The following is an 18,006-nucleotide window of genomic DNA, read 5'->3' on the forward strand; positions in this document are numbered from 1 at the left end:
ATATACCAACATTAGGTGATGTACCGTTGATCGATCACTCTCGATCCAACAGTTTCGCTTTGATCGTCAGCCTCTTGGTTCTATTGGGGCGATAAACCTTGATGCCGCGGAACTGGTGAACTTGATTCGTCTTGGCAATGTATCCCGCGTCATCTCGAATAGCTCGACTCACAGCGGTCACTGAAATCGATGCCGTCGCATCGTTACTGATTTGCTCGAAGACCCGAAGGACGCGACGACTAAAGAGCACGACGTATCCCTTCAGCGGCCCATCATCGATGCGAATGCCGCTACTGATTGGCGTCGTCGCTCTCACTTCCAAAGCGGATTCAACAGCGACTTTACACAATGCAGTGATCTCGTTCATGCCTTCCCCGAATAGTTTTTCGATTTGAGATCGTAGCACACCCACCTGCCCAAAAGCCGCGCAAGTTCCGTTGCCTCGGATGCGCGGCTTCTTTTATGGGCGGCCAGCACGGCGCCCGTTTTTTTGAACTACACCGACATCTATGAACGTTCAGCGCGTCTTCAACAGCTTCGGATTCTGCTGCGGCCTCGGCGGCGGCGCCAAGGGCTTCACCAAAGCAACTTCTCACGTCGGCAACATGACCGCGACGTGGCGCTGCATCGGCGGCATCGACAACGATCCGGCGGCCGCGCGCGACTTCGAGACGCTGGTCGGCACGCCGTGCACGGTCATGGACCTGTTCACGCGCGAGCAGTACACCGCGTTCCACGGCGTCGAGCCGCCGACCGGATGGCGCGAGGCCACGCCCGAAGACGTACGCCGCGCCGCCGGCTACCTGCATCCGCACTGCGTGTTCATCTCGTCGCCGTGCAAGGGTGCGTCCGGCCTGCTGTCGGAGACGCTCAGCCGCACGCCGAAGTACCAGGCTCTCAACGAGCTGACGCTGCGCTGCGTATGGCTGATGTGCGAGGCATGGAAGGACGACCCGGTCGAGCTGATCGTGTTCGAAAATGTCCCCCGGCTCGCGACGCGCGGCCGCCACCTGCTGGACCAGATCGGGCAGCTCTTCCAGCACTACGGCTATGCCAAGAACGAGACGACGCACGACTGCGGCGTGATCGCCGGCCTCGCCCAGAGCCGCAAGCGATTCCTGCTCGTCGCGCGGCACATGGAAAAGGTACCGGCGTGCCTGTACGAGCCGCCGGTCAAGCGCCTGCAGGGAGTCGGCACGCTGCTCGGCCGCATGCCGCTGCCGGGCGATGTCGAGGCCGCCGGCCCGATGCACCGCGTGCCGTCGCTGCAGTGGAAAACGTGGGTGCGCCTCGCCTTCGTCGAAGCGGGTAGCGACTGGCGCAGCCTGAACAAGCTCGCGGTCGAGAACGGCCAGCTGCGCGACTACCTGATCGTGCCGGACATGCACAACGGCGTGCTCGGCGTGAACCGCTGGGAGGAACCGTGCGGCGTGGTGGCCGGCGCGAGCCGCCCTGGCAACGGCACCTTTTCGGTCGCCGACCCGCGCGGGCCGGCCGACGCCGCGCAATACCAGCAGTACGGCGTACTCGACTGGAACGACCACGCCGGCACGATCACCGGCCAGAAGTCGCCCGGGCAAGGAACCTTCAGCGTCGCGGACCCGCGCCACCAAGGCCCGGCCAAGCACAACAACGAATTCCGCATCATCCCGTGGCGCGACCCGGCCGGTGCCGTCACCAGCGCGCACGGAACCGGCCAATGCGTACAGGATCCGCGGCCGCCGGCCGGCCCGCTGTTCAGCAAGTACAAGGTGACCGAATGGGCCGGCCACGCCGGCACCGTGATCGGCGGCGATGACCAGGGTGCGTACGCGGTCGCCGATCCGCGCGCGAGCACCGGCTTCGAAGGCGCCGGCAAGTACCGCGTAACCGCATTCGACGAGCCGGCCGGCACGGTCATCGCGCGCAGCGACAGCGGTCAAGGCGCGTTCGCCGTAGCCGATCCGCGCCCGGGCATGCGCCGCGAGCGCGGCGACGCGTACCTGACCGGCGGCCACTACGGCGTGGTCGGCTGGGACCAGCACACGGGCGCAGTATCGGCCGCCGCCGGGCACGACAACGGGCGATGGTCCGTCGCGGATCCGCGCATGCCCGCGGCGAACGAGAAGACCGTCGCCGTGATCCGCGCGCTCAATGGCACATGGCACCGGCCGTTCACCACGCTCGAGCTGGCCGTCCTGCAATCTCTCGTCGAGCCGGAGGAGTATCTCGAACTCGACGGACTGTCCGACCAGGCGTGGCGCGAGCGCATCGGCAACGCCGTGCCGCCGGACGCCGCGCAGGCAATCGCCGAGGTGATGGGCACCACGCTGCTGCTCGCCGAATCCGGCGAGACGTTCCGGCTTTCGTCGACACCGGTCTGGGTGCGCCCGATCGCGATCGCGCTGACCGTCGCGCCGCAGACCTTCTAAAACGGAGGCACCTGATGCCTTGCACCCCGTTTCGCGTTCCCGGCGGCATGTCCGGAATCATCTGCACGCGCGGTCGTAAGCGCGGGTGTCGCTGCTCGGTCGACGGCTGCGACGCGCCGAGCGACTTCCTCTGCGATTTCCAGACGAAGCCAGGCAAGACATGCGATCGGCCCCTGTGCGCGGCGCATGCGCATCAGGTCGGCGCCGATGCCCACTTCTGCCCTACGCACCTCGCGGAGTCGAGCGGCAAAAAACAGGGCGACCTCTTCGCATGACCATCGAGGCTCACACCATGACCACCAACACCTACGGCGGCTATACCGTCGACCAGCTGCGCGAGTTCATCCGCCACCACTACGACGCGGAGCACGGCGGCGACAACATCGACGAACTCACGAACGACAGTTCGGCGAGCGTCAAGATCGTGCGCGACCTGCTCGACGCCATCGAGCCACAGCAGGACGGCGATCCGCTGCGCCCGATCGCCCGCTGGGTCTACAACGCGGTGCGCGTGAATCTGAACCTGTTGCATGGAATCTGTAGCGAATTCGGATGCCAGCAGGGTGAAGACGTCGCAACGTGGCTGCGCGCGCGGCTCGCTGGTGTGCCGACACCGTGCATGTGCAGCGGCGTGGGCCCGTGCGAAGAGCGCACGGACGGCTCCTGCCGACGGGAGCGCGCCATCGCGGACGCGGCAGAACCTGTGGCACGCATCAACGCCGTTGGCGGCATCAATGGTATCGCCTGGCGCCATCGCGACATCGCCAGCCTGGCGCCGGGAACGATGCTTTACGCTGGACCGCAGCCTCCCGCGCAGGCCCCCGTTCTGACGCGCGAAGAAATCGGCGAAGCATGGCGTAAAGCTGGCTCAGCTGGTGTCGAAAAGGTGATCCGGAACGCTCCCGCGCAGGCAGACGCTCGGGAGGGGCTGACGAGCGATCGGATCACCGAACTCTATCGCGAGTCCCGCTATCCCTCGATCGGATGGGCGCATCGGTTCGCGCGGGCAATTGAGCTCGAGCTGCTCACCGCCCATCCGGGCAACCCGGGGCCGCGCGCATCGACAGGCGTCATCGCTGCCGCGCTCGCCGTCATAGAAGCGGACCGCTCGCAGACGCTGACGACCGAGCACGTCAACGCGCTCGACAACGCGATCAAGATCCAGCACGGCGACATGACCCTGCCGGAGCCGCGCGCCGAGGAGTCGCCCGACGATCAGCGGGACGGAACGCGCTGGCGCGCGCTGATGAAGAACGGCGAGCCGGAGGTTTATGTGGAACGCACGGAGCGCCGCGCGATTCAACGTACGCGATCCGTCGCGTTCTCGCACCCGAATCTCATCGACAACGTAGGCGTCGACACAACGTCCGAGATGTGGGTCAGGCGATACGTGATGTTCGCATGGTGGGAGCGCGAGAACGAGCATCGCAAGTTCATCGAGGCCGTCGACGCGATCGGCGCGGGTCAGATCCAATGAAGCTGACCGACGTCGAGGTATTCGAGATCCGCGCGGCCGGGCTGCCCCATCACCTGCGCGAGAAGCTGTATCCGGAGCTGACGGTGCGCTGCTCGGCCTGCGACAACATCGGCGACGCGCACGACGCAACGGGAGAATGGCGCGGCGTGTGCACGGCGTGCAACGTGTCAGGAGAGCCGCGGCAGCCGATCGACACCGCACCGGCCGATATTGAGGTGATTGTGTTCTGGCTGGATCCAGAATCGCCCGAGCATCCCGAGTGCTACGACTTCGACATGCTCAACGACGGATGCTGGCGCCAGTGGACTGATCACTATGAATGGACCCATTCGGAAGCGCCGGCCGGCAGCCGACTACCGCGCGAACAGCCGCCGTACACGCACTGGAAACCGCTCGGCGCACCAGCGCGCGCCATCGACGCCGCCCGCGCAGGAGACGGCCAATAAGGTCAGAAATCGAACGTGCCCACGACGAGGACGCCGCTCCCAGGAACTCCCAGTTTGCCGGCAGCCGCCTGGTAGATCCGCTCTTTCCCGCGCTCGAACGCGGCCAGCCGATCCGATGCGGTCCCCGGCGGGTCACCGAAGTGATCGTCCAGTGCCTCTCGCGAAACGCAGAAGCGCTGGACGACGCCGTTGACGGTCAGAGAGAAGTGGACGTCACCGTCTTTCACAATCGGTTCCGTGCCTGGCGTCGGTTCGTACGCCATGGCGGTCTCCTGTTTGTGTAGGCCGCGTCAGTCTGCGAGGTTTTGAATCGCAAGCTCGAGCGACTTTACATGTGCGCTCGCCACTTCGAATCGCGTGAGCGCTGCCTCGTCAGGAGGCCTATCACCCGACATCTTCAATGGGTCAGCGGCCGCGGCGGCCGCCTCCAGTTCCCGCTGCGCATCGGCGAGAAGGTTCTCCAATCGCGCTCGTTCGCTGCTGGCCTTCATGTTTCCCTCCCCTCTTTCGACGGAATCCTAGCATGACCGAACTCCCAACTTTGTTCAGCGGCCCGATGGTGCGAATCATTCTCGAAGGCCGGAAGGCGCAGACGCGGCGCGCTGCAGGGGGCCTTTCATGAGCGGACCTCCCAATTCATATTCGTCTGTCGGCAGGCCATCCGATTGCAACGAAAAAGCTCGTCCAAAAGGATGTGGCACGTTTGAAAACGTCAAGCATCGAATACGAGGCTCCCTCAATACTTACTCCCCATTTAAGAATAATCGGAGCATCGACATCTGTTGCGTGCGCGTAGATGTCAATCATCGTGTCGAGGGATGGCTCGGGAAACTTTGTGACTTCGACGTGCTTCGAGGCTGTCGCCATGATTCGGCAGATTTTGAGAGCCGGCTCAGCCTTCTGCACAGCAACACTGAATTCGCTCGGTTTGTTGAACACCGTACCGAGAAATTGCTGGGCTTTGCAGCACTCATCCGGGGTCATGTCAGCAAATGCCCAATCGGTCATATGCCAAAGCGACAGGCAGAGGTTGAACGCGTGATCACCGGCGCGAACAAAATGAGTGCAACCTTCAAATTCCGAAAGTTCTCGTTCTATCTTCGCCAGCAAATCACGGGCGCTCGATATTCCGAAGCTCTGACGCTTCCGATCTGGAAACGGAATTTCGACGAGGCTTGAGTTATCAATGTTGCCCTCGTCTCCAATATCCGAGTTGTTCATCACATCCCCCACTTTGGATTTCGGAGAGGGATCCTAGCATGACCGAGAACACCAAAATCGAATCGTGCGACCACGTGTTAATTCAGCCCTGGCACGCACCCATGGTAGGCGTGAGCGAGCCAATGGCACGCGCGGCAGAGGGTAATGCCATTGCTGACGTCGAAGCGCAGCTCGGGATATTCCGCCCATTCCTTGCGATGGTGAGCTTCAAGATTCCCACCTTTGTCGTCGCCGCAGTGGATACACATCCAGCCATCCCGCGACATCACGTCGTACCGCCAACGTTTGGCCTCCAAGCTGGCCCGTCCATTTTGACGCTCGGCACTTTTGCCATCGATGTAACGAGGTGCTGCCGGCCCCCGAAGCGCACGCTCCCGCACGATTGCGCTGATCTTCGCTTTCGTTTCGGCGCTACGTGGAACGCCTTTCATTGGGCTAGCAAAACCCTTCGGTCTACCCATGCGTGCACGAGCCTCTGCCGAGAACTTCTTGCCGCGCATCGGCGACTGTCGCCCCTTTGTAACGACTCGATCTTCAGCTTTCACGCGGCTACACCCGAGGCATTTGGCCGAGAGGCCATCGTGTCTCGTACGGTCACGATTAAAAAGCGAACGATCTTTCCATTGCTTGCACGACGTGCATCGCTTTTCCTTCTCGCTTTTCGCGATGAACGTGGCCAAATCCATGCCGGCCTTCTTGGCGGCAATTTTCAAAGTCCCTTCCGGAGTCTGAGCCATGGCTGAAAATTCGATGATTGAGTGGACCGATCATACCTTCTCGCCATGGATTGGCTGCACGAAGGTGTCGCCCGGATGCGACCACTGCTACGCCGAGCACATGATGGACACGCGCCTGCACAAGGTCGTCTGGGGGGCGCACGGCGAGCGCGTGCGCACGTCGGCGGCCACGTGGCGACAGCCGCTTCGCTGGAACGCGCGGCACGCGGAGTTCTTCGCCGCGCACGGCCGGCGCCAGCGCGTCTTCTGCGCGTCGCTCGCGGACGTGTTCGACAACGCTGTGGATCCCGCGTGGCGCGCGGACCTGTTCCGGCTGATCGCCGACACGCCGAACCTCGATTGGCTGCTGCTGACGAAGCGGATCGGCAACGTCATGTCGATGGTCAGCGAAGCCGCTCAGTACCAATTCGACCTCGACTGCATCGAAAGGCCGCGCCTGCACGACAACGTCTCGATCGGCGCAACGATCGTGAACCGCGAAGAGATGCTGCGCGATGCCGAAAAGCTCCTCGCCGTGCCGGCGCGCATGCGGTTCTGGAGCGTCGAGCCAATGCTGGGTGACCTCGGCGAAATACCTACCGAGCTGATGCCTGACTGGGTCATCTGTGGAGGTGAAAGCGGCGCTAACGCGCGGCCGATGCATCCCGATTGGGCCAGAAATCTCCGCGACCAGTGTGCTGCTGCCGGCGTGCCGTTCCTGTTCAAACAATGGGGCGAGTGGGCGCCTGGCGAAAACTGCGGCGGCCGGCCGACGCGGACCGAGCGTGTTGCGGACTGGTTTGGCGATGAATGGTCGTTCAGCACGATGACGCCGAGCGAGCATGACGGCCTGAGCTACGACGACGAGCCGGCCGTGTACCGCATCGGCAAGAAGACCGCCGGCCGCCACCTCGACGGCCGCACGCACGACGAATTCCCGGAGGCACGATGAAATCCGAGTTCAAGATTCAGCGGCCCGACGACGTGCCGATGACGCTGACCATGACGATGACTCTCGGCGAATGGAAGAAGCTGCAAGCGCAGCTCGCGACGACGTACCCGTCGTGGAAGTTGTCCTCCAACATCGGGGCAATGGTGCGTCTCGCGACTACAACGTTCGCCGAGACGAAGGAGCTCGACTATGACTGAGCACCCCATCCTCTTCAACGAGCCGATGTCGGCCGCCGCGCGCGCCGGGCGGAAGTCGCAGACGCGACGCATCGCCATTCCGAAGCGCAGTTCCATCGACTTCATCGGCGGTGGCCCGAAGGACGGCCCAGACTGGAATGACCCGGCGTGCTGGGGTTTCGAGGATCCGAGCACCGGGTCATGGTGGGCGCTCCGCGGCAATGAGGAAAGCCGTCAGATTCCCTCCCCCTACGGCGTGGCCGGCGATCGCCTCTGGGTGCGGAAGACGCACATTGCATACGGTCGCTGGGAAACCCGCTACAGCGCGAAAAAGGAGCGCGACGAGTGGCACTTCGTCGACATGACGCTCCAAACAGGCCGCGAGTACCGCTTCGACGACGCAGTGCCGCACGCGGCGCGCAGCGACGCAACGCCGGCGTGGTGGCGCCGGCCGTCGATCTTCATGCCGCGCGCTGCGGCGCGCACGCTGCTCGAGATCACCGCCATACGCGTCGAGCGCCTGCAGAGCATCACCGAACCGGACGCGCGCGCCGAGGGCGTGACGATCGAGGACCATCACATGCGCGGCTACAGCGCCGGAGCCTTCCGGCCGCCGAGCATCCGCGCCTTCCATGACCTGTGGGACAGCCTGAACGCCGCGCGCGGGCATGGCTGGGATACGAACCCGTGGGTCTGGGTCGTCGAGTTCAGGCGCATCGCCTGAGATTCTCTGTTCCGAAAACTATCTCGTACTCAATGGGGATGAATATGAAAATCCGCCTGAGCGATTGGCTCACCCGAGAATTCAGCCCGGCGCCCGCAATGCGCACGGCCTCGCGATGGATCAAGGAGGGCAAGATCTACCCGCCTCCGATCAAGGTTGGGAACGCGTATTACGTCGAGCAGAACGCCGTCTATCAAGACAGCGCCCGCCCTCGCCTCGTCCATAGGATTGCATGATGGCAGCACGCCCTCGCGTTCGCACACGTGCGAACTGGCCCGAGCACCTTCACGAGCCACGCCCGGGCTACTTCACCTGGTATGACCCACGCACGAAGAAGACGCACATTCTCGGGCGCGTGCCGCTCGCACAGGCGATCTACGAGGCGACGGAAGCGAACATGCTCGTCGCAACCGGAAAGTCAGCCAAGACGCTTGCCGAGCGGATCGAGAGCGATTCTCCGACATTCAGCGAGCTGCTCAAGAAGATGCCAGTCTCCGAGAAATACAACACCGCACAGAGTCGGAAGCTGGCCGATGGCCGGCTCGAAGCGAAGATCGGCAAGGTCAAGTGCGCTGACCTGACGACGAAGCACTTCGCGGACATCATCGAAGCAATTCTCGCCGAGGGCAAGACCGCGCTGGCGAAAGTCGTGCGCGCCCGTGCAATGGCGATATGCCGGCGCGGGGTGTCGCTCGGCTGGATGAGCACCAACCCCGCGGCGCTTACCGAAGGTGTGAAGTTCAAGACGCAACGTGCCCGGCTGACGCCGGAGTCGTTCCGGAAAATCTTGGAGCAGGCGCCGAGGGTGGCAAGCTGGTTGGAGAACGCGATGCTGCTCGCCCTGGTGTCGGGTCAGGATCGGTCCACCTGCGCTCGATGGGAGCGCTCGTGGATCAGGCACGGGCACGCGCGCGTGACGCGACAGAAAACCGGGGTGGTCGTCGAGATCCCGACGTCGCTGCGGCTCGATGCGATTGGGATGACGCTCGCAGACGTGATAGCGCGGTGCAAGAAGACCGGCGTCATCAGCCAGTATCTGATCCACTACACGGGGAGGAAAAACGGAACGGTGCCGGGCGCGCCGGTTGGCTTGGGGGTAGTTTCGGCAGCGTTCGCGCGCGCTCGCAAGAAGGCCGGTATCCCGGACGGCAACGCGCCGTCGTTCCATGAAATCCGAAGCCTTTCGAAGCGGCTGTATGACAAGCAAGGGAACGTCGACACGAAGGCGCTGCTGGGCCACATGTCGGACACATCCGCCGAAACCTACGCGGATGCGCGAGGGATTGAGCCTATTCGTGTGAAGGTGGGTTCTTAACGAATTCTGAACAGGTTCTGAACACGCCCTTATGCGACAAGGGTTTCCGGGCGATCGAATGTTTCAATCAAAAACACGCCTGACCTCGCCTGAATCCTGAACACGTTGGAAATCCGCGTCTTCGCCCACCTCCGGCATGCTCATCAGCACTTGCGCGAAGGTGCGCCGCTTCGGCCGGCCCAGCGCTTCGGCCAGAATGGCTCGATGTTCGGCCTCGGCGCTCCTGCCATTGGCCGCGGCCTGCTCGCGCAGCCTTTGAACGATAGTGTCATCCACGTTACGCACCAGAAGATTTGCCATGAGTACCTCCATCCAGTTTTGCTATCAATGATAGCGTCATGAGGGTAAATTGCAAGCATTGCTATCACCTTCATGACCGGACGGACCCCGGGGGTCGGCGTAGACCAGCGGCAGAGAACGGCAGGAATCCGCCCCTCTTCCGCCGCTGGCCCGACGCATCGAACTGCTGTCGCTCAAGGTAAGCCCCGGCGGGACGATGCGGAAGCCGACCGAATGGCCAGTCGAATGCCATCGACCGCGATGAATGTCCGGCCGGGCGAGGAACGGGATTTGCGAAGCGAGCACAGCAGGCGACAAGCATGACGAATACGGGCGCTGCATCGGTTCGCCCCTGAAACATCGTGTTGCACAACGGGCCGCCGCATCGCCCGCGACCGTCGCAATCGTTTGATACCATCGGATCACAAGACCGGCGATCGAAAGCCGTGCGAAGCGCGCAGAAGACCTTGCATCGACGCGGACCATCCGACCATCCGTGCCTGAAATCCCGATCCAAGACACGAGACGCTCTTCAGTGGACTTTGTTACGCCCTCTCTGGAAACCCTGTTCTCCCCGACACCCGACAAGCTCTACTTCCCGGCATGCGTTGCGGCCGTGGCGATCATCGCGTGGCTCGTCGCCCGGCACGTGCCGTTCTACCGGTCGGCCGTCGACAAGTCGCTGTCGATGCGCTATCGCAATCTCGACGGTTTCCGCGGCCTGCTGGCCATCTCCGTGGTCTTCCATCACTTCGCGTGCAACCAGGCGTTGCTGTCGACCGGCGTCTGGGGTGCCGGCACCGATTTCCTGCGCAATCTCGGGACGATTCCCGTCGCGATGTTCTTCATGGTCACCGGGCTGTTGTTCTGGGAACGCGCATGCCGAGGCGCGCTCGACGTACGGACCTTCTTCGTCGGACGCGTGCGACGCCTCGCGCCGCTCTATCTGTTTTACGCAGCCGTCATCGTCATCTGCACGCTTTACTGGTTTCCCCGCAACGCCGTCGGCGCACCGACGCAGCTGCTGGCCGACCTGCTCAAGACCGTGTCGCTCGGCTGGTTCGGCGCGTTCCCGATCAACGGAGCGGAGCGGACGCCGTATCTGAGCGGCGTCTGGTGGACTCTCGCCTACGAATGGCGGTTCTACGTCGCCGTTCCGTTTCTCGCATGGTTCGTCGCCACGCGCGCGTGGCGCAAGCTGTTCGCGCTCGCGATCGTCACGGCCTGCGCGGCGCTGTTCGGGCCGCCCGGCGGCATGGCGCTGCTGTTCGCGCTCGGCGCGGTGGCCTACGAGGTGTCGCGGCACCCCGCGATCCGCGCGCGGCTCGCGACGAAACCGGCGGCGACCGTCGCGCTGCTGATCCTCGCGATGTCGCCGTCCCCGGCCGAACGCTATTCGATCGAAGGCGCGCTGCCGCTACTTCCGGTGTTTCTCTGCATCGCCAGCGGGAACACGTTCTACGGCCTGCTCGATACCCGGCCGCTCGCGCTGCTCGGCACCGCCAGTTTCAGCATCTACATGATCCACATGGTGATCGTGTACCTGATCATTCACGCGTTCAACAAATTCGTTTTCCCGATCAATTTGGCCGGCGATTCCGGCATCTGGGCGCTCGCGCTCGCATGCGCGCTGGTCGCCGTCTTGTGTTCGCTGCTGACTTACCGCTACGTCGAGCATCCGTTCATCGCCAAGCGCCACGACGCGCGCCCGGCACGCCGCGCGGCCGAGCCGACGCGCGTGTCCCGCGTCGAGCAGCGTCCCGCCGACGACGAACATGCCCTCGATGCGGTCGGCGAGACCGCTTCCCGATGACCGGCGGAATCGGTACCATCGAGCGCTTGAGGCCCGGCGGGCGCCGCGCCATCGTACGCCGGCGCCCGTCTTTCGTACCACCGATTTCGCCATGTCCCGGGAACCCACACATTCCGCGCTGCTCTGGATCGTCGCCGCCGCATTCTTCATGCAGTCGCTCGATACGACGATCGTCAACACCGCACTGCCGTCGATCGCACAAAGCCTGCATGCGTCGCCGCTCGCGATGCAGCCCGTCGTGGTCGTCTACACGCTGACGATGGCGATGCTCACGCCAGCCTCCGGCTGGCTCGCCGACCGGTTCGGCACGCGCCGCGTATTCTCGGTCGCGATCCTCGTGTTCGTGCTCGCGTCGATCGGCTGCGCCGCGTCGCACACGCTCGGCCAGCTCGTCGTCGCGCGCGCCGTGCAGGGCATCGGCGGCTCGATGCTGCTGCCGATCGGGCGGCTCGCCGTGCTGCGCCGCGTGCCGGGCGAGCAGTACGTCGCGGCGATCGCGTTCGTGTCGATCGCCGGCCAGCTGGGCCCGATCGTCGGGCCGACGCTCGGCGGCTGGCTCACGCAGGCGATTTCGTGGCACTGGGTGTTCATCGTCAACGTGCCGGTCGGCATGATCGGCTTCATCGCGGTGCAACACTACCTGCCGCACGACCAGGCGACGCAGCCGCCGCCGTTCGACTTCGTGGGCTGTGCGCTGCTGTCCGCCGCGATGATCGCGCTGTCGCTCGCGATCGACCCGCCGATGTCCGCGCATCGCGCCGCGTGGGCGACCGGGCTCGCCGGGCTCGGGCTGGCGAGCGCGCTCGCGTACCTGCCTCACGCGCGACGCCGCACGCAGCCGCTGTTCCGGCTCGGGCTGTTCCGCGAGCCGAACTTCGGCTCGGGGCTGCTCGGCAACCTGCTGTGCCGGATCGGCACGAGTTCGGTGCCGTTCATGCTGCCGCTGCTGATGCAGGTGCAGCTCGGCTATACGCCGCTGCGATCGGGGCTGATGATGCTGCCGGCCGCGATCGCGGGCGTCGTCGCGAAACGCTGGATCGCGCCGCTCGTGAAGCGCTTCGGCTATGCGGCGTTTCTGGTCGTGAATACCGGGATCGTCGGCTGCGCGATCGCGGGGTTCGCGCTGGTGTCGGCGCGGCCCGCGCCGGTGCTGGAAGGCGTGCTGCTGATCGTGTTCGGCGCGGCGAATTCGATGCAGTTCGCCGCGATGAACGGTGTGACGCTCAAGGGGCTGTCCCATGCCGATGCCGGCAGCGGCAACAGCCTGTTCACGATGATGCAGATGCTGGCGATGGGGCTGGGCGTGTCGATCGGCGGCGGGCTCGTCAATCTGTTCGCCGCCGATCGGGGCTCGATGGCGCACGGGTTCATGCTGTCGTTCGCGTGCATGGGCGCGGTGACGCTGCTGTCGTCGGTCGTGTTCCGGCGGATCGATGCGGCCGCGCCGCCGGCCGGTGCGGCGGCGCGGCCTTCCGCGTGATCGCGGCCGTCAGTTCACCTGGCGGCGTTCGACGACGCGCTTGAGCACCCAGCGGATCGACGAACCGTCGGCCGGCGGACGCGCGACGCGATATTCGTCGACTTCGAGCGTGTACACGTAGCCGGGCTGGTACGCGAATCCTTCGATTCCCGCATACCACAGGCTCCACGGCTCGCTCGGGCTGCTGCGCACCTGCAGGCACTCCATCGGCGCGACGCCCGTGCAGCGCGCGGACTGCGGCGCGACATAGACTGTCTTCGTCACGGGCTTGCCGTCGGCCGGGCGCGCCGCGCTCGACGCGGTGGCAGCGGCGTCGGTCTGGCATCCGGCGACGAGCGTGCTGCCGGCAATGACGGCCGCGCCGAGCAGCGTTCGGATCGTGTGAATCATCTGGTATGCCTCTGCGAGCGTTGGAGGGGCAATTAGACGAACCGCCCGGTGAGAAGGTTCACAAACACCTGACTGAACGTGCTCGACTGCCCTCGTTTATCGGATGTCGCGTGCGAGCCGATACGTTACCGTGTTCCGGTTCCGCCTCGCGCTTCGTCACCGGCGCGACGATCGCCGTCGACGGCGGCTTCACCATATGGTGATCGTGTACCATCGGCGCTTCCCGCTACGCTTTCGTGCGCTGCCTGCGTCCGCCCGGCCACGCCCGCGCGATTCGCGCAGTGCGTTTCCTTCGCATGACCTCATCCTCTTCGCCCGACACTGCACTCCGCCCGCTGCCGATCGATACGCTGACCGTACCGGCCACGCTCGACGGACGCTCAGGCACCAATCGCTCGGGCAGCGCGCACCCGCAGATCGCCGCGACCAACGACCTCGACGCCGTGCGCGCGTGGCTCGCGCGCTTCGTCGATACGCCGACCACGTTCCAGAACTACCGCAAGGAAGCCGAGCGCCTGCTGCTGTGGGCCGTGATCGCATGCGGCAAGCCGCTGTCGTCGCTCACGCACGAGGATCTCGTCGTCTACCGGCAGTTCCTGCTCGCACCCGCGCCGGCCGAGCTATGGTGCGCGAACGGCGGCCGCAAGCATCCGCGCAACGATCCGCGCTGGCGGCCGTTCTACGGTCCGCTGTCGGCAGCCAGCCAGCGGCAGGCGCTGGTGATCCTGAACGTGATGTTCTCGTGGCTCGTGCAGGCCGGCTATCTGGCCGGCAACCCGCTCGCGTTGTCGCGACAGCGGCAGCGCCGGCCCGCGCCGCGCGTCACGCGCCATCTCGGACAGCCGCTGTGGCAATCGGTGAAGGATGCAATCGCCGCGATGCCGCGCGACGATGCCCGCGCATGCTTCCATGCGGACCGCGCGCGGTGGCTCTTCACGCTGCTGTATCTCGGCGGGCTGCGCATTACCGAAGCGGCCGATACGACGATGGGGCAATTCTTCTGCCGGCGCGACGCGAACGGGCACAAGCGCTGGTGGCTCGACGTGACGGGCAAAGGCGGCCGGCAGCGGCTCGTGCCGGCCACCGACGAGATGATGGCCGAGCTGTCGCGCTACCGGCGTGCGCACGGCCTGCCCGCGCTGCCGCGCGACGGCGAGCCGACGCCGCTCGTGCTGCCGATCGGCCAGGCGCGCAAGCCGCTCACGCGCGCGGCGCTGCACCGGATCGTGAAGCAGGTGTTCCGGCACGCGGCCGACCGGCTGCGCGCGAATGACGAAGCCGGCGAGCAGGCGGCGCGCGTGCTCGAACAGGCATCCGCGCACTGGTTGCGCCACAGCGCCGGCTCGCACATGGCCGATGGCCGCGTCGACCTGCGGCTCGTGCGCGACAACCTCGGCCATGTGTCGCTCACGACGACGAGCCAGTATCTTCACGCGGACGACGACTGGCGCCATCGCGAGACGGAGGAGAAGCACCGGATCGGGTGGGACTAGGCTGCGTTGCTGCGGCACTTCGCACGCTCGCTTGCCGCCGGCACGTTGATCTCGCCGCACCGCATGTCGACACGCTTGCGGTGTCAGTACACGGCCACCCAGTGCCCCGGCACCCACGCCCAGTGATTGCCGGCCCACCGGTAGTGCCCCTTCGCCCAGCGATAGCCGGGCGCGGGCGGCGGCGGCGCCACCTCGACGACCGGCGCGGGCTGCGGCGGCCGCACGGGCTCGACCACGCAGGCGGACATCAGTAAGGCACTCGCACTCACCAGCACGGCCAGCGAAACGGATTGGATCTTCATTGTCGATTCTCCCTGTTGTGTAATGGGTTGATCGGGCCGTACACGGCATGCCCCGCGTCACGCGCCCCCGCGAATCAGGCCGCTCATCGGCCGTGTCGCGCCGCTTTCCGCAAACAACGCGGACGCGGTGCGGCGCGGATCGAGCCGCAGGCTGTCGGCGGCCGCGCCCGCGATCAGCGCGTCGAGCGACGCGGTCGGCTTCAGGTCGCGCCCTTCGTACAGGTCGCCCGGCCGCAGTCCCGGCCAGTCGGCGATCACGCGACCACCGGCAACCGCGCCGCCCGCGAGCATCGCGACCGACGCCTGCCCGTGGTCGGTGCCTCCCGTGCCGTTCGCGGCGGCCGTGCGGCCGAACTCGGTCGCGACCAGCACCGTGGTCTGCTGCCACGCGGGTCCAAGGCCGTCGCGCAGCGCGGCGAGCATCGTGTCGAGCGCCTTCAACTGATTGGCGAGCCGCGCGTTCTGCGCGCTATGGGTGTCCCAGCCGCCCGTCTCGATCATCGCGATCCGCGGGCCGTCGTCGCGTGCGAGAAACGTCGCGGCGAGCTTGCCGACGCCGGCCGGGTCCTGCCGTGCATGCGCGTCGCCGGCGAGGCCGCGCGCTTCCATCGCGGATTGCCACAACGGGCCGAGCTGCGCGTCGGCTTCGTAGAGCGCCGACACGCGCGTGAGCAGATCGTCCGGCGCGGCCGGCAAACCGGACGGCGCATACGACGCGGCCTGCACCGTGCCGCGCAGCGCGAGCGGCACGGTCGGCGCGAATGCGATTGCGTTGTCGCGCGTCGCCGGCAGCAGCGCGGCCAGCCGGTTCAGCCAGCCGTCCTTCACCTGATACGGCGCCCGGCCGCCCGTTTCGAGCACGTTCTGGCCGTCGAAATGCGAGCGGTCTCGATACGGCGACGCAATCGCATGGACGAACAGTGCCTGACCGTCGCGGTACAGCTGCGCAGTCCGCACGAGCGACGGATGCAGCGCGAACGTGCCGTCGAGTCGCGTCGCGGCCGCCGTGTCGATCGCGAGCGGGCCGCGCAGCGACGCATACGCGGGCTCCGCATACGGGACGACGATGTTCAGGCCGTCGGCCGCGCCGCGCTGGATCACGAACACGAAGCGCCGGTCGGTCTCGACGTTCGCGAACGCGATCCGCGGCGCGACGAGGATCGCGCCCGCGCCGGCGGCGGCCACGCGGAGGAATTGTCGGCGGGACAGTGCCATGGTCATCTCCGTTGGAAATCGGGCGACACGAGCAGCAGCGCGAGCGACGTCGTCGCGCTTTCGGCACGCGCGAGCGCGGTCGCGGTCGGCGCGCTCATCGAACCGGCGAGCAGCGTGTTGCCGAGCGTGCGCGGATCGAGCCGGTCGCCCGTACGCGCGGCCAGGCGCTGCGCGATCTCGACGCGGCGCACGAGCGCGTCGGGCGCCGCCCAGCTCGCGGCGACGTCGTCGTAGCCGGCCGGCGAGCCCGGCCGCCACACCGGCTGGCCGAGTTGCGCGAGCAGCGGCGCGGCCTTGAGATCAGCGGTATCGCGCCAGCCGAGCCCCCGCAGCGACGATACGGCCCACTCCCACGGCGTCTTGAACTTGCGGTTGACCGGCGACCACGCGTCGGGCGCGTCGACCAGTGCGCGATAGACGGTCGGCAGGTCACCGCCGCTCGCATCGAATGCGCGCGCGAGCCGGTCGGTCAGCGCGGGCGGCGGCGTATCGGCGACGAAATGACGGGCGAGCTGGAACGCGATGTGCCGGCCCGTCGCCTCCGATCGCGCGAGGTCGTGCAGGACCGCGCGCGCCTGCGCTTCGCCCGGTTGATCGTAGGCGCGGCCCATCACCGTGCGCGTGCCGGGTTCGTGCAGATTCGGGCGAAACACGAATGCGCCGGGCGCCGCATCGCCCGGTTGCGGCCCGCGGCCGCCGGCCACGCTCCAGCCGGTCAGTGCACGCGCGAATTCCGTCACGTCGGTTTGCGTATAACCGGTGCGCACGCCGAGCGTATGCAGTTCCATGATTTCGCGGGCAAGATTCTCGTTGAGCCCGCGCTTTGCCGACGGATTGCGTGCCTGCGCACGCAGCGCGGCCGGGCTGTCGGGGCCGACCGAGCGCGCCTGATCGAGGAACACCTGCATCGCGGGATGCTGCTCGACGGCGACGAGCATGTCCTCGAAACGGCCGAGCACGTGCGGGCGGATCGCGTCGCGCTCGAACGCGCCCGCGTACGCGGCCACCTGCCCCTTGTCGACCGACACCGCGAAATGGTTCGCCCAGAAATGCACGAGACGCTCGACGAACGGCGCGGACGTCGTCAGCGCGCTGTTCATGCGCGCGGCGACGGCGCTGCGATACGCGTCGTAGCCGTCGCGGCGGATCGATTGCGCGGTTGCGCGCTTCGCGGCCGGGTCGTCGCTCGTCATCGCGGTGCGGGTGTTCGCGAAGCGCGTGGCGAGCGTGATCGCGTCCGGCTCGCTCGCCCATGCGGCGGGCCGGGCGTCGTAGCGGTCGAACTGGGCGAGCAAGCCGGCCTTCGGGTCGGCGGGCGGTGCTTCGTCGGGCCGCGCGCCGAGACCGAAGCGGTTCAGCGCGATCGCGGCCGGCGTGGCGTCGTTCGGGTGGTCCATGACGGGCTCTCTTGCGGTGCGTACTGACGTTCAACGCAAGCACACAGGAAAATCCGTCGCGGGAAGGGAAATATTTTTTGTGATGGGGGGAAACGCCGGGCGGAAGTCCCGCAGCGCGGCGGCGTGCATCGTCAATGGATAACGACCGCGCGACTCATCGGAACCGGCACGCGCATGACGCGCGGGCAACACGCAGATT

The 18,006-nt window shown here is 66.1% G+C and carries 21 protein-coding genes; 11 read left to right on the forward strand and 10 right to left on the reverse strand.

Annotation, left to right across the window (positions count from 1 at the left end; translation table 11 throughout):
- Positions 1-34 precede the first annotated feature (34 nt).
- Positions 35-367, reverse strand: coding sequence for a hypothetical protein (locus CFB81_RS22500; RefSeq protein ID WP_089449582.1), 333 nt, complete (start codon positions 365-367; stop codon positions 35-37).
- 142 nt (positions 368-509) lie between these two features.
- Between CFB81_RS22500 and CFB81_RS22505 the strand changes: the two genes are divergently transcribed.
- From CFB81_RS22505 to CFB81_RS22520, 3 genes are all read left to right on the forward strand, one after another.
- Positions 510-2,411: a DNA cytosine methyltransferase gene (locus CFB81_RS22505; RefSeq protein WP_089436575.1), complete on the forward strand. Its 1,902-nt coding sequence runs from the start codon at positions 510-512 to the stop codon at positions 2,409-2,411.
- 292 nt (positions 2,412-2,703) lie between these two features.
- Positions 2,704-3,888, forward strand: coding sequence for a hypothetical protein (locus CFB81_RS22515; protein ID WP_089436577.1), 1,185 nt, complete (start codon positions 2,704-2,706; stop codon positions 3,886-3,888).
- The gene (locus CFB81_RS22520) at positions 3,885-4,334 is read left to right on the forward strand and encodes a hypothetical protein (protein ID WP_089436578.1); all 450 of its coding nucleotides are present in this window, start codon (positions 3,885-3,887) and stop codon (positions 4,332-4,334) included. The genes CFB81_RS22515 and CFB81_RS22520 overlap by 4 nt, the downstream gene beginning before the upstream one ends.
- Before the next feature lie 2 nt (positions 4,335-4,336).
- On the opposite strand, the gene CFB81_RS22525 is transcribed toward CFB81_RS22520, so the two are convergent.
- From CFB81_RS22525 to CFB81_RS22540, 4 genes are all read right to left on the reverse strand, one after another.
- The gene (locus CFB81_RS22525; protein ID WP_089436579.1) at positions 4,337-4,597 is read right to left on the reverse strand and encodes a DUF1488 family protein; all 261 of its coding nucleotides are present in this window, start codon (positions 4,595-4,597) and stop codon (positions 4,337-4,339) included.
- Between the two features lie 27 nt (positions 4,598-4,624).
- Positions 4,625-4,825, reverse strand: coding sequence for a hypothetical protein (locus CFB81_RS22530; protein ID WP_089436580.1), 201 nt, complete (start codon positions 4,823-4,825; stop codon positions 4,625-4,627).
- Between the two features lie 145 nt (positions 4,826-4,970).
- A complete protein-coding gene (locus CFB81_RS35700; RefSeq protein ID WP_143328630.1) occupies positions 4,971-5,555 on the reverse strand; it encodes a hypothetical protein in 585 nt (194 codons plus the stop codon).
- A 77-nt stretch (positions 5,556-5,632) separates the two neighbouring features.
- A complete protein-coding gene (locus CFB81_RS22540; RefSeq protein WP_089436582.1) occupies positions 5,633-6,292 on the reverse strand; it encodes an HNH endonuclease in 660 nt (219 codons plus the stop codon).
- Between CFB81_RS22540 and CFB81_RS22545 the strand changes: the two genes are divergently transcribed.
- From CFB81_RS22545 to CFB81_RS22565, 5 genes are read left to right on the forward strand one after another with little or no spacing between them, the layout of a single operon-like run.
- The gene (locus CFB81_RS22545; protein ID WP_089436583.1) at positions 6,291-7,223 is read left to right on the forward strand and encodes a phage Gp37/Gp68 family protein; all 933 of its coding nucleotides are present in this window, start codon (positions 6,291-6,293) and stop codon (positions 7,221-7,223) included. The two genes, CFB81_RS22540 and CFB81_RS22545, sit on opposite strands and share 2 nt — an antisense overlap.
- On the forward strand, positions 7,220-7,420 hold the full coding sequence (locus CFB81_RS22550; RefSeq protein WP_089436584.1) for a hypothetical protein: 201 nt from the start codon (positions 7,220-7,222) through the stop codon (positions 7,418-7,420). Before CFB81_RS22545 ends, CFB81_RS22550 begins: the two co-directional genes overlap by 4 nt.
- A complete protein-coding gene (locus CFB81_RS22555) occupies positions 7,413-8,123 on the forward strand; it encodes a hypothetical protein (protein ID WP_089436585.1) in 711 nt (236 codons plus the stop codon). The genes CFB81_RS22550 and CFB81_RS22555 overlap by 8 nt, the downstream gene beginning before the upstream one ends.
- Positions 8,124-8,167: 44 nt before the next feature.
- A complete protein-coding gene (locus CFB81_RS22560) occupies positions 8,168-8,359 on the forward strand; it encodes an excisionase (protein ID WP_027791759.1) in 192 nt (63 codons plus the stop codon).
- Positions 8,359-9,438, forward strand: coding sequence for a tyrosine-type recombinase/integrase (locus CFB81_RS22565; protein ID WP_179236040.1), 1,080 nt, complete (start codon positions 8,359-8,361; stop codon positions 9,436-9,438). The genes CFB81_RS22560 and CFB81_RS22565 overlap by 1 nt, the downstream gene beginning before the upstream one ends.
- A gap of 63 nt (positions 9,439-9,501) precedes the next feature.
- On the opposite strand, the gene CFB81_RS22570 is transcribed toward CFB81_RS22565, so the two are convergent.
- On the reverse strand, positions 9,502-9,738 hold the full coding sequence (locus CFB81_RS22570) for a DNA-binding protein (RefSeq protein ID WP_089437106.1): 237 nt from the start codon (positions 9,736-9,738) through the stop codon (positions 9,502-9,504).
- A 514-nt stretch (positions 9,739-10,252) separates the two neighbouring features.
- Here CFB81_RS22570 and CFB81_RS22575 point away from each other — a divergent pair.
- Together CFB81_RS22575 and CFB81_RS22580 are read left to right on the forward strand one after the other, a co-directional pair.
- Positions 10,253-11,530, forward strand: a complete 1,278-nt coding sequence (locus CFB81_RS22575; protein ID WP_256976300.1) for an acyltransferase — start codon at positions 10,253-10,255, stop codon at positions 11,528-11,530.
- 91 nt (positions 11,531-11,621) lie between these two features.
- Positions 11,622-13,010, forward strand: coding sequence for an MFS transporter (locus CFB81_RS22580; protein WP_089436587.1), 1,389 nt, complete (start codon positions 11,622-11,624; stop codon positions 13,008-13,010).
- A 9-nt stretch (positions 13,011-13,019) separates the two neighbouring features.
- Here CFB81_RS22580 and CFB81_RS22585 read toward each other — a convergent pair whose 3' ends face one another.
- Complete coding sequence (locus tag CFB81_RS22585; protein ID WP_069617894.1) at positions 13,020-13,400, reverse strand: DUF4377 domain-containing protein; 381 nt, start codon at positions 13,398-13,400, stop codon at positions 13,020-13,022.
- A 296-nt stretch (positions 13,401-13,696) separates the two neighbouring features.
- Between CFB81_RS22585 and CFB81_RS22590 the strand changes: the two genes are divergently transcribed.
- Positions 13,697-14,893, forward strand: a complete 1,197-nt coding sequence (locus CFB81_RS22590) for a tyrosine-type recombinase/integrase (RefSeq protein WP_089436588.1) — start codon at positions 13,697-13,699, stop codon at positions 14,891-14,893.
- Between the two features lie 83 nt (positions 14,894-14,976).
- Here the strand turns inward: CFB81_RS22590 and CFB81_RS22595 are convergent, their stop codons facing one another.
- The 3 genes from CFB81_RS22595 to CFB81_RS22605 are packed head-to-tail and all read right to left on the reverse strand — an operon-like array spanning position 14,977 to position 17,807.
- Positions 14,977-15,195 (reverse strand): YXWGXW repeat-containing protein, encoded by a 219-nt coding sequence (locus CFB81_RS22595; protein WP_069617896.1) that lies wholly within the window; start codon positions 15,193-15,195, stop codon positions 14,977-14,979.
- Between the two features lie 57 nt (positions 15,196-15,252).
- Entirely contained in the window at positions 15,253-16,410 is a 1,158-nt protein-coding gene (locus tag CFB81_RS22600; protein WP_089436589.1) for a DUF1501 domain-containing protein, read from the reverse strand.
- A gap of 2 nt (positions 16,411-16,412) precedes the next feature.
- Positions 16,413-17,807 (reverse strand): DUF1800 family protein, encoded by a 1,395-nt coding sequence (locus CFB81_RS22605; RefSeq protein WP_069617898.1) that lies wholly within the window; start codon positions 17,805-17,807, stop codon positions 16,413-16,415.
- Positions 17,808-18,006: the final 199 nt, after the last annotated feature.

The sequence above is a fragment of the Burkholderia sp. AU28863 genome (assembly GCF_002223195.1).
Lineage (GTDB): Bacteria > Pseudomonadota > Gammaproteobacteria > Burkholderiales > Burkholderiaceae > Burkholderia > Burkholderia sola.

Bases quoted from the DNA above. Each gene is read 5' to 3' on its own strand.
- CFB81_RS22500 (WP_089449582.1), bottom strand. From the start codon at position 367: ATGAACGAGATCACTGCATTGTGTAAAGTCGCTGTTGAATCCGCTTTG.
- CFB81_RS22505 (WP_089436575.1), top strand. From the start codon at position 510: ATGAACGTTCAGCGCGTCTTCAACAGCTTCGGATTCTGCTGCGGCCTC.
- CFB81_RS22515 (WP_089436577.1), top strand. From the start codon at position 2,704: ATGACCACCAACACCTACGGCGGCTATACCGTCGACCAGCTGCGCGAG.
- CFB81_RS22520 (WP_089436578.1), top strand. From the start codon at position 3,885: ATGAAGCTGACCGACGTCGAGGTATTCGAGATCCGCGCGGCCGGGCTG.
- CFB81_RS22525 (WP_089436579.1), bottom strand. From the start codon at position 4,597: ATGGCGTACGAACCGACGCCAGGCACGGAACCGATTGTGAAAGACGGT.
- CFB81_RS22530 (WP_089436580.1), bottom strand. From the start codon at position 4,825: ATGAAGGCCAGCAGCGAACGAGCGCGATTGGAGAACCTTCTCGCCGAT.
- CFB81_RS35700 (WP_143328630.1), bottom strand. From the start codon at position 5,555: ATGAACAACTCGGATATTGGAGACGAGGGCAACATTGATAACTCAAGC.
- CFB81_RS22545 (WP_089436583.1), top strand. From the start codon at position 6,291: ATGGCTGAAAATTCGATGATTGAGTGGACCGATCATACCTTCTCGCCA.
- CFB81_RS22540 (WP_089436582.1), bottom strand. From the start codon at position 6,292: ATGGCTCAGACTCCGGAAGGGACTTTGAAAATTGCCGCCAAGAAGGCC.
- CFB81_RS22550 (WP_089436584.1), top strand. From the start codon at position 7,220: ATGAAATCCGAGTTCAAGATTCAGCGGCCCGACGACGTGCCGATGACG.
- CFB81_RS22555 (WP_089436585.1), top strand. From the start codon at position 7,413: ATGACTGAGCACCCCATCCTCTTCAACGAGCCGATGTCGGCCGCCGCG.
- CFB81_RS22560 (WP_027791759.1), top strand. From the start codon at position 8,168: ATGAAAATCCGCCTGAGCGATTGGCTCACCCGAGAATTCAGCCCGGCG.
- CFB81_RS22565 (WP_179236040.1), top strand. From the start codon at position 8,359: ATGGCAGCACGCCCTCGCGTTCGCACACGTGCGAACTGGCCCGAGCAC.
- CFB81_RS22570 (WP_089437106.1), bottom strand. From the start codon at position 9,738: ATGGCAAATCTTCTGGTGCGTAACGTGGATGACACTATCGTTCAAAGG.
- CFB81_RS22580 (WP_089436587.1), top strand. From the start codon at position 11,622: ATGTCCCGGGAACCCACACATTCCGCGCTGCTCTGGATCGTCGCCGCC.
- CFB81_RS22585 (WP_069617894.1), bottom strand. From the start codon at position 13,400: ATGATTCACACGATCCGAACGCTGCTCGGCGCGGCCGTCATTGCCGGC.
- CFB81_RS22590 (WP_089436588.1), top strand. From the start codon at position 13,697: ATGACCTCATCCTCTTCGCCCGACACTGCACTCCGCCCGCTGCCGATC.
- CFB81_RS22595 (WP_069617896.1), bottom strand. From the start codon at position 15,195: ATGAAGATCCAATCCGTTTCGCTGGCCGTGCTGGTGAGTGCGAGTGCC.
- CFB81_RS22600 (WP_089436589.1), bottom strand. From the start codon at position 16,410: ATGGCACTGTCCCGCCGACAATTCCTCCGCGTGGCCGCCGCCGGCGCG.
- CFB81_RS22605 (WP_069617898.1), bottom strand. From the start codon at position 17,807: ATGGACCACCCGAACGACGCCACGCCGGCCGCGATCGCGCTGAACCGC.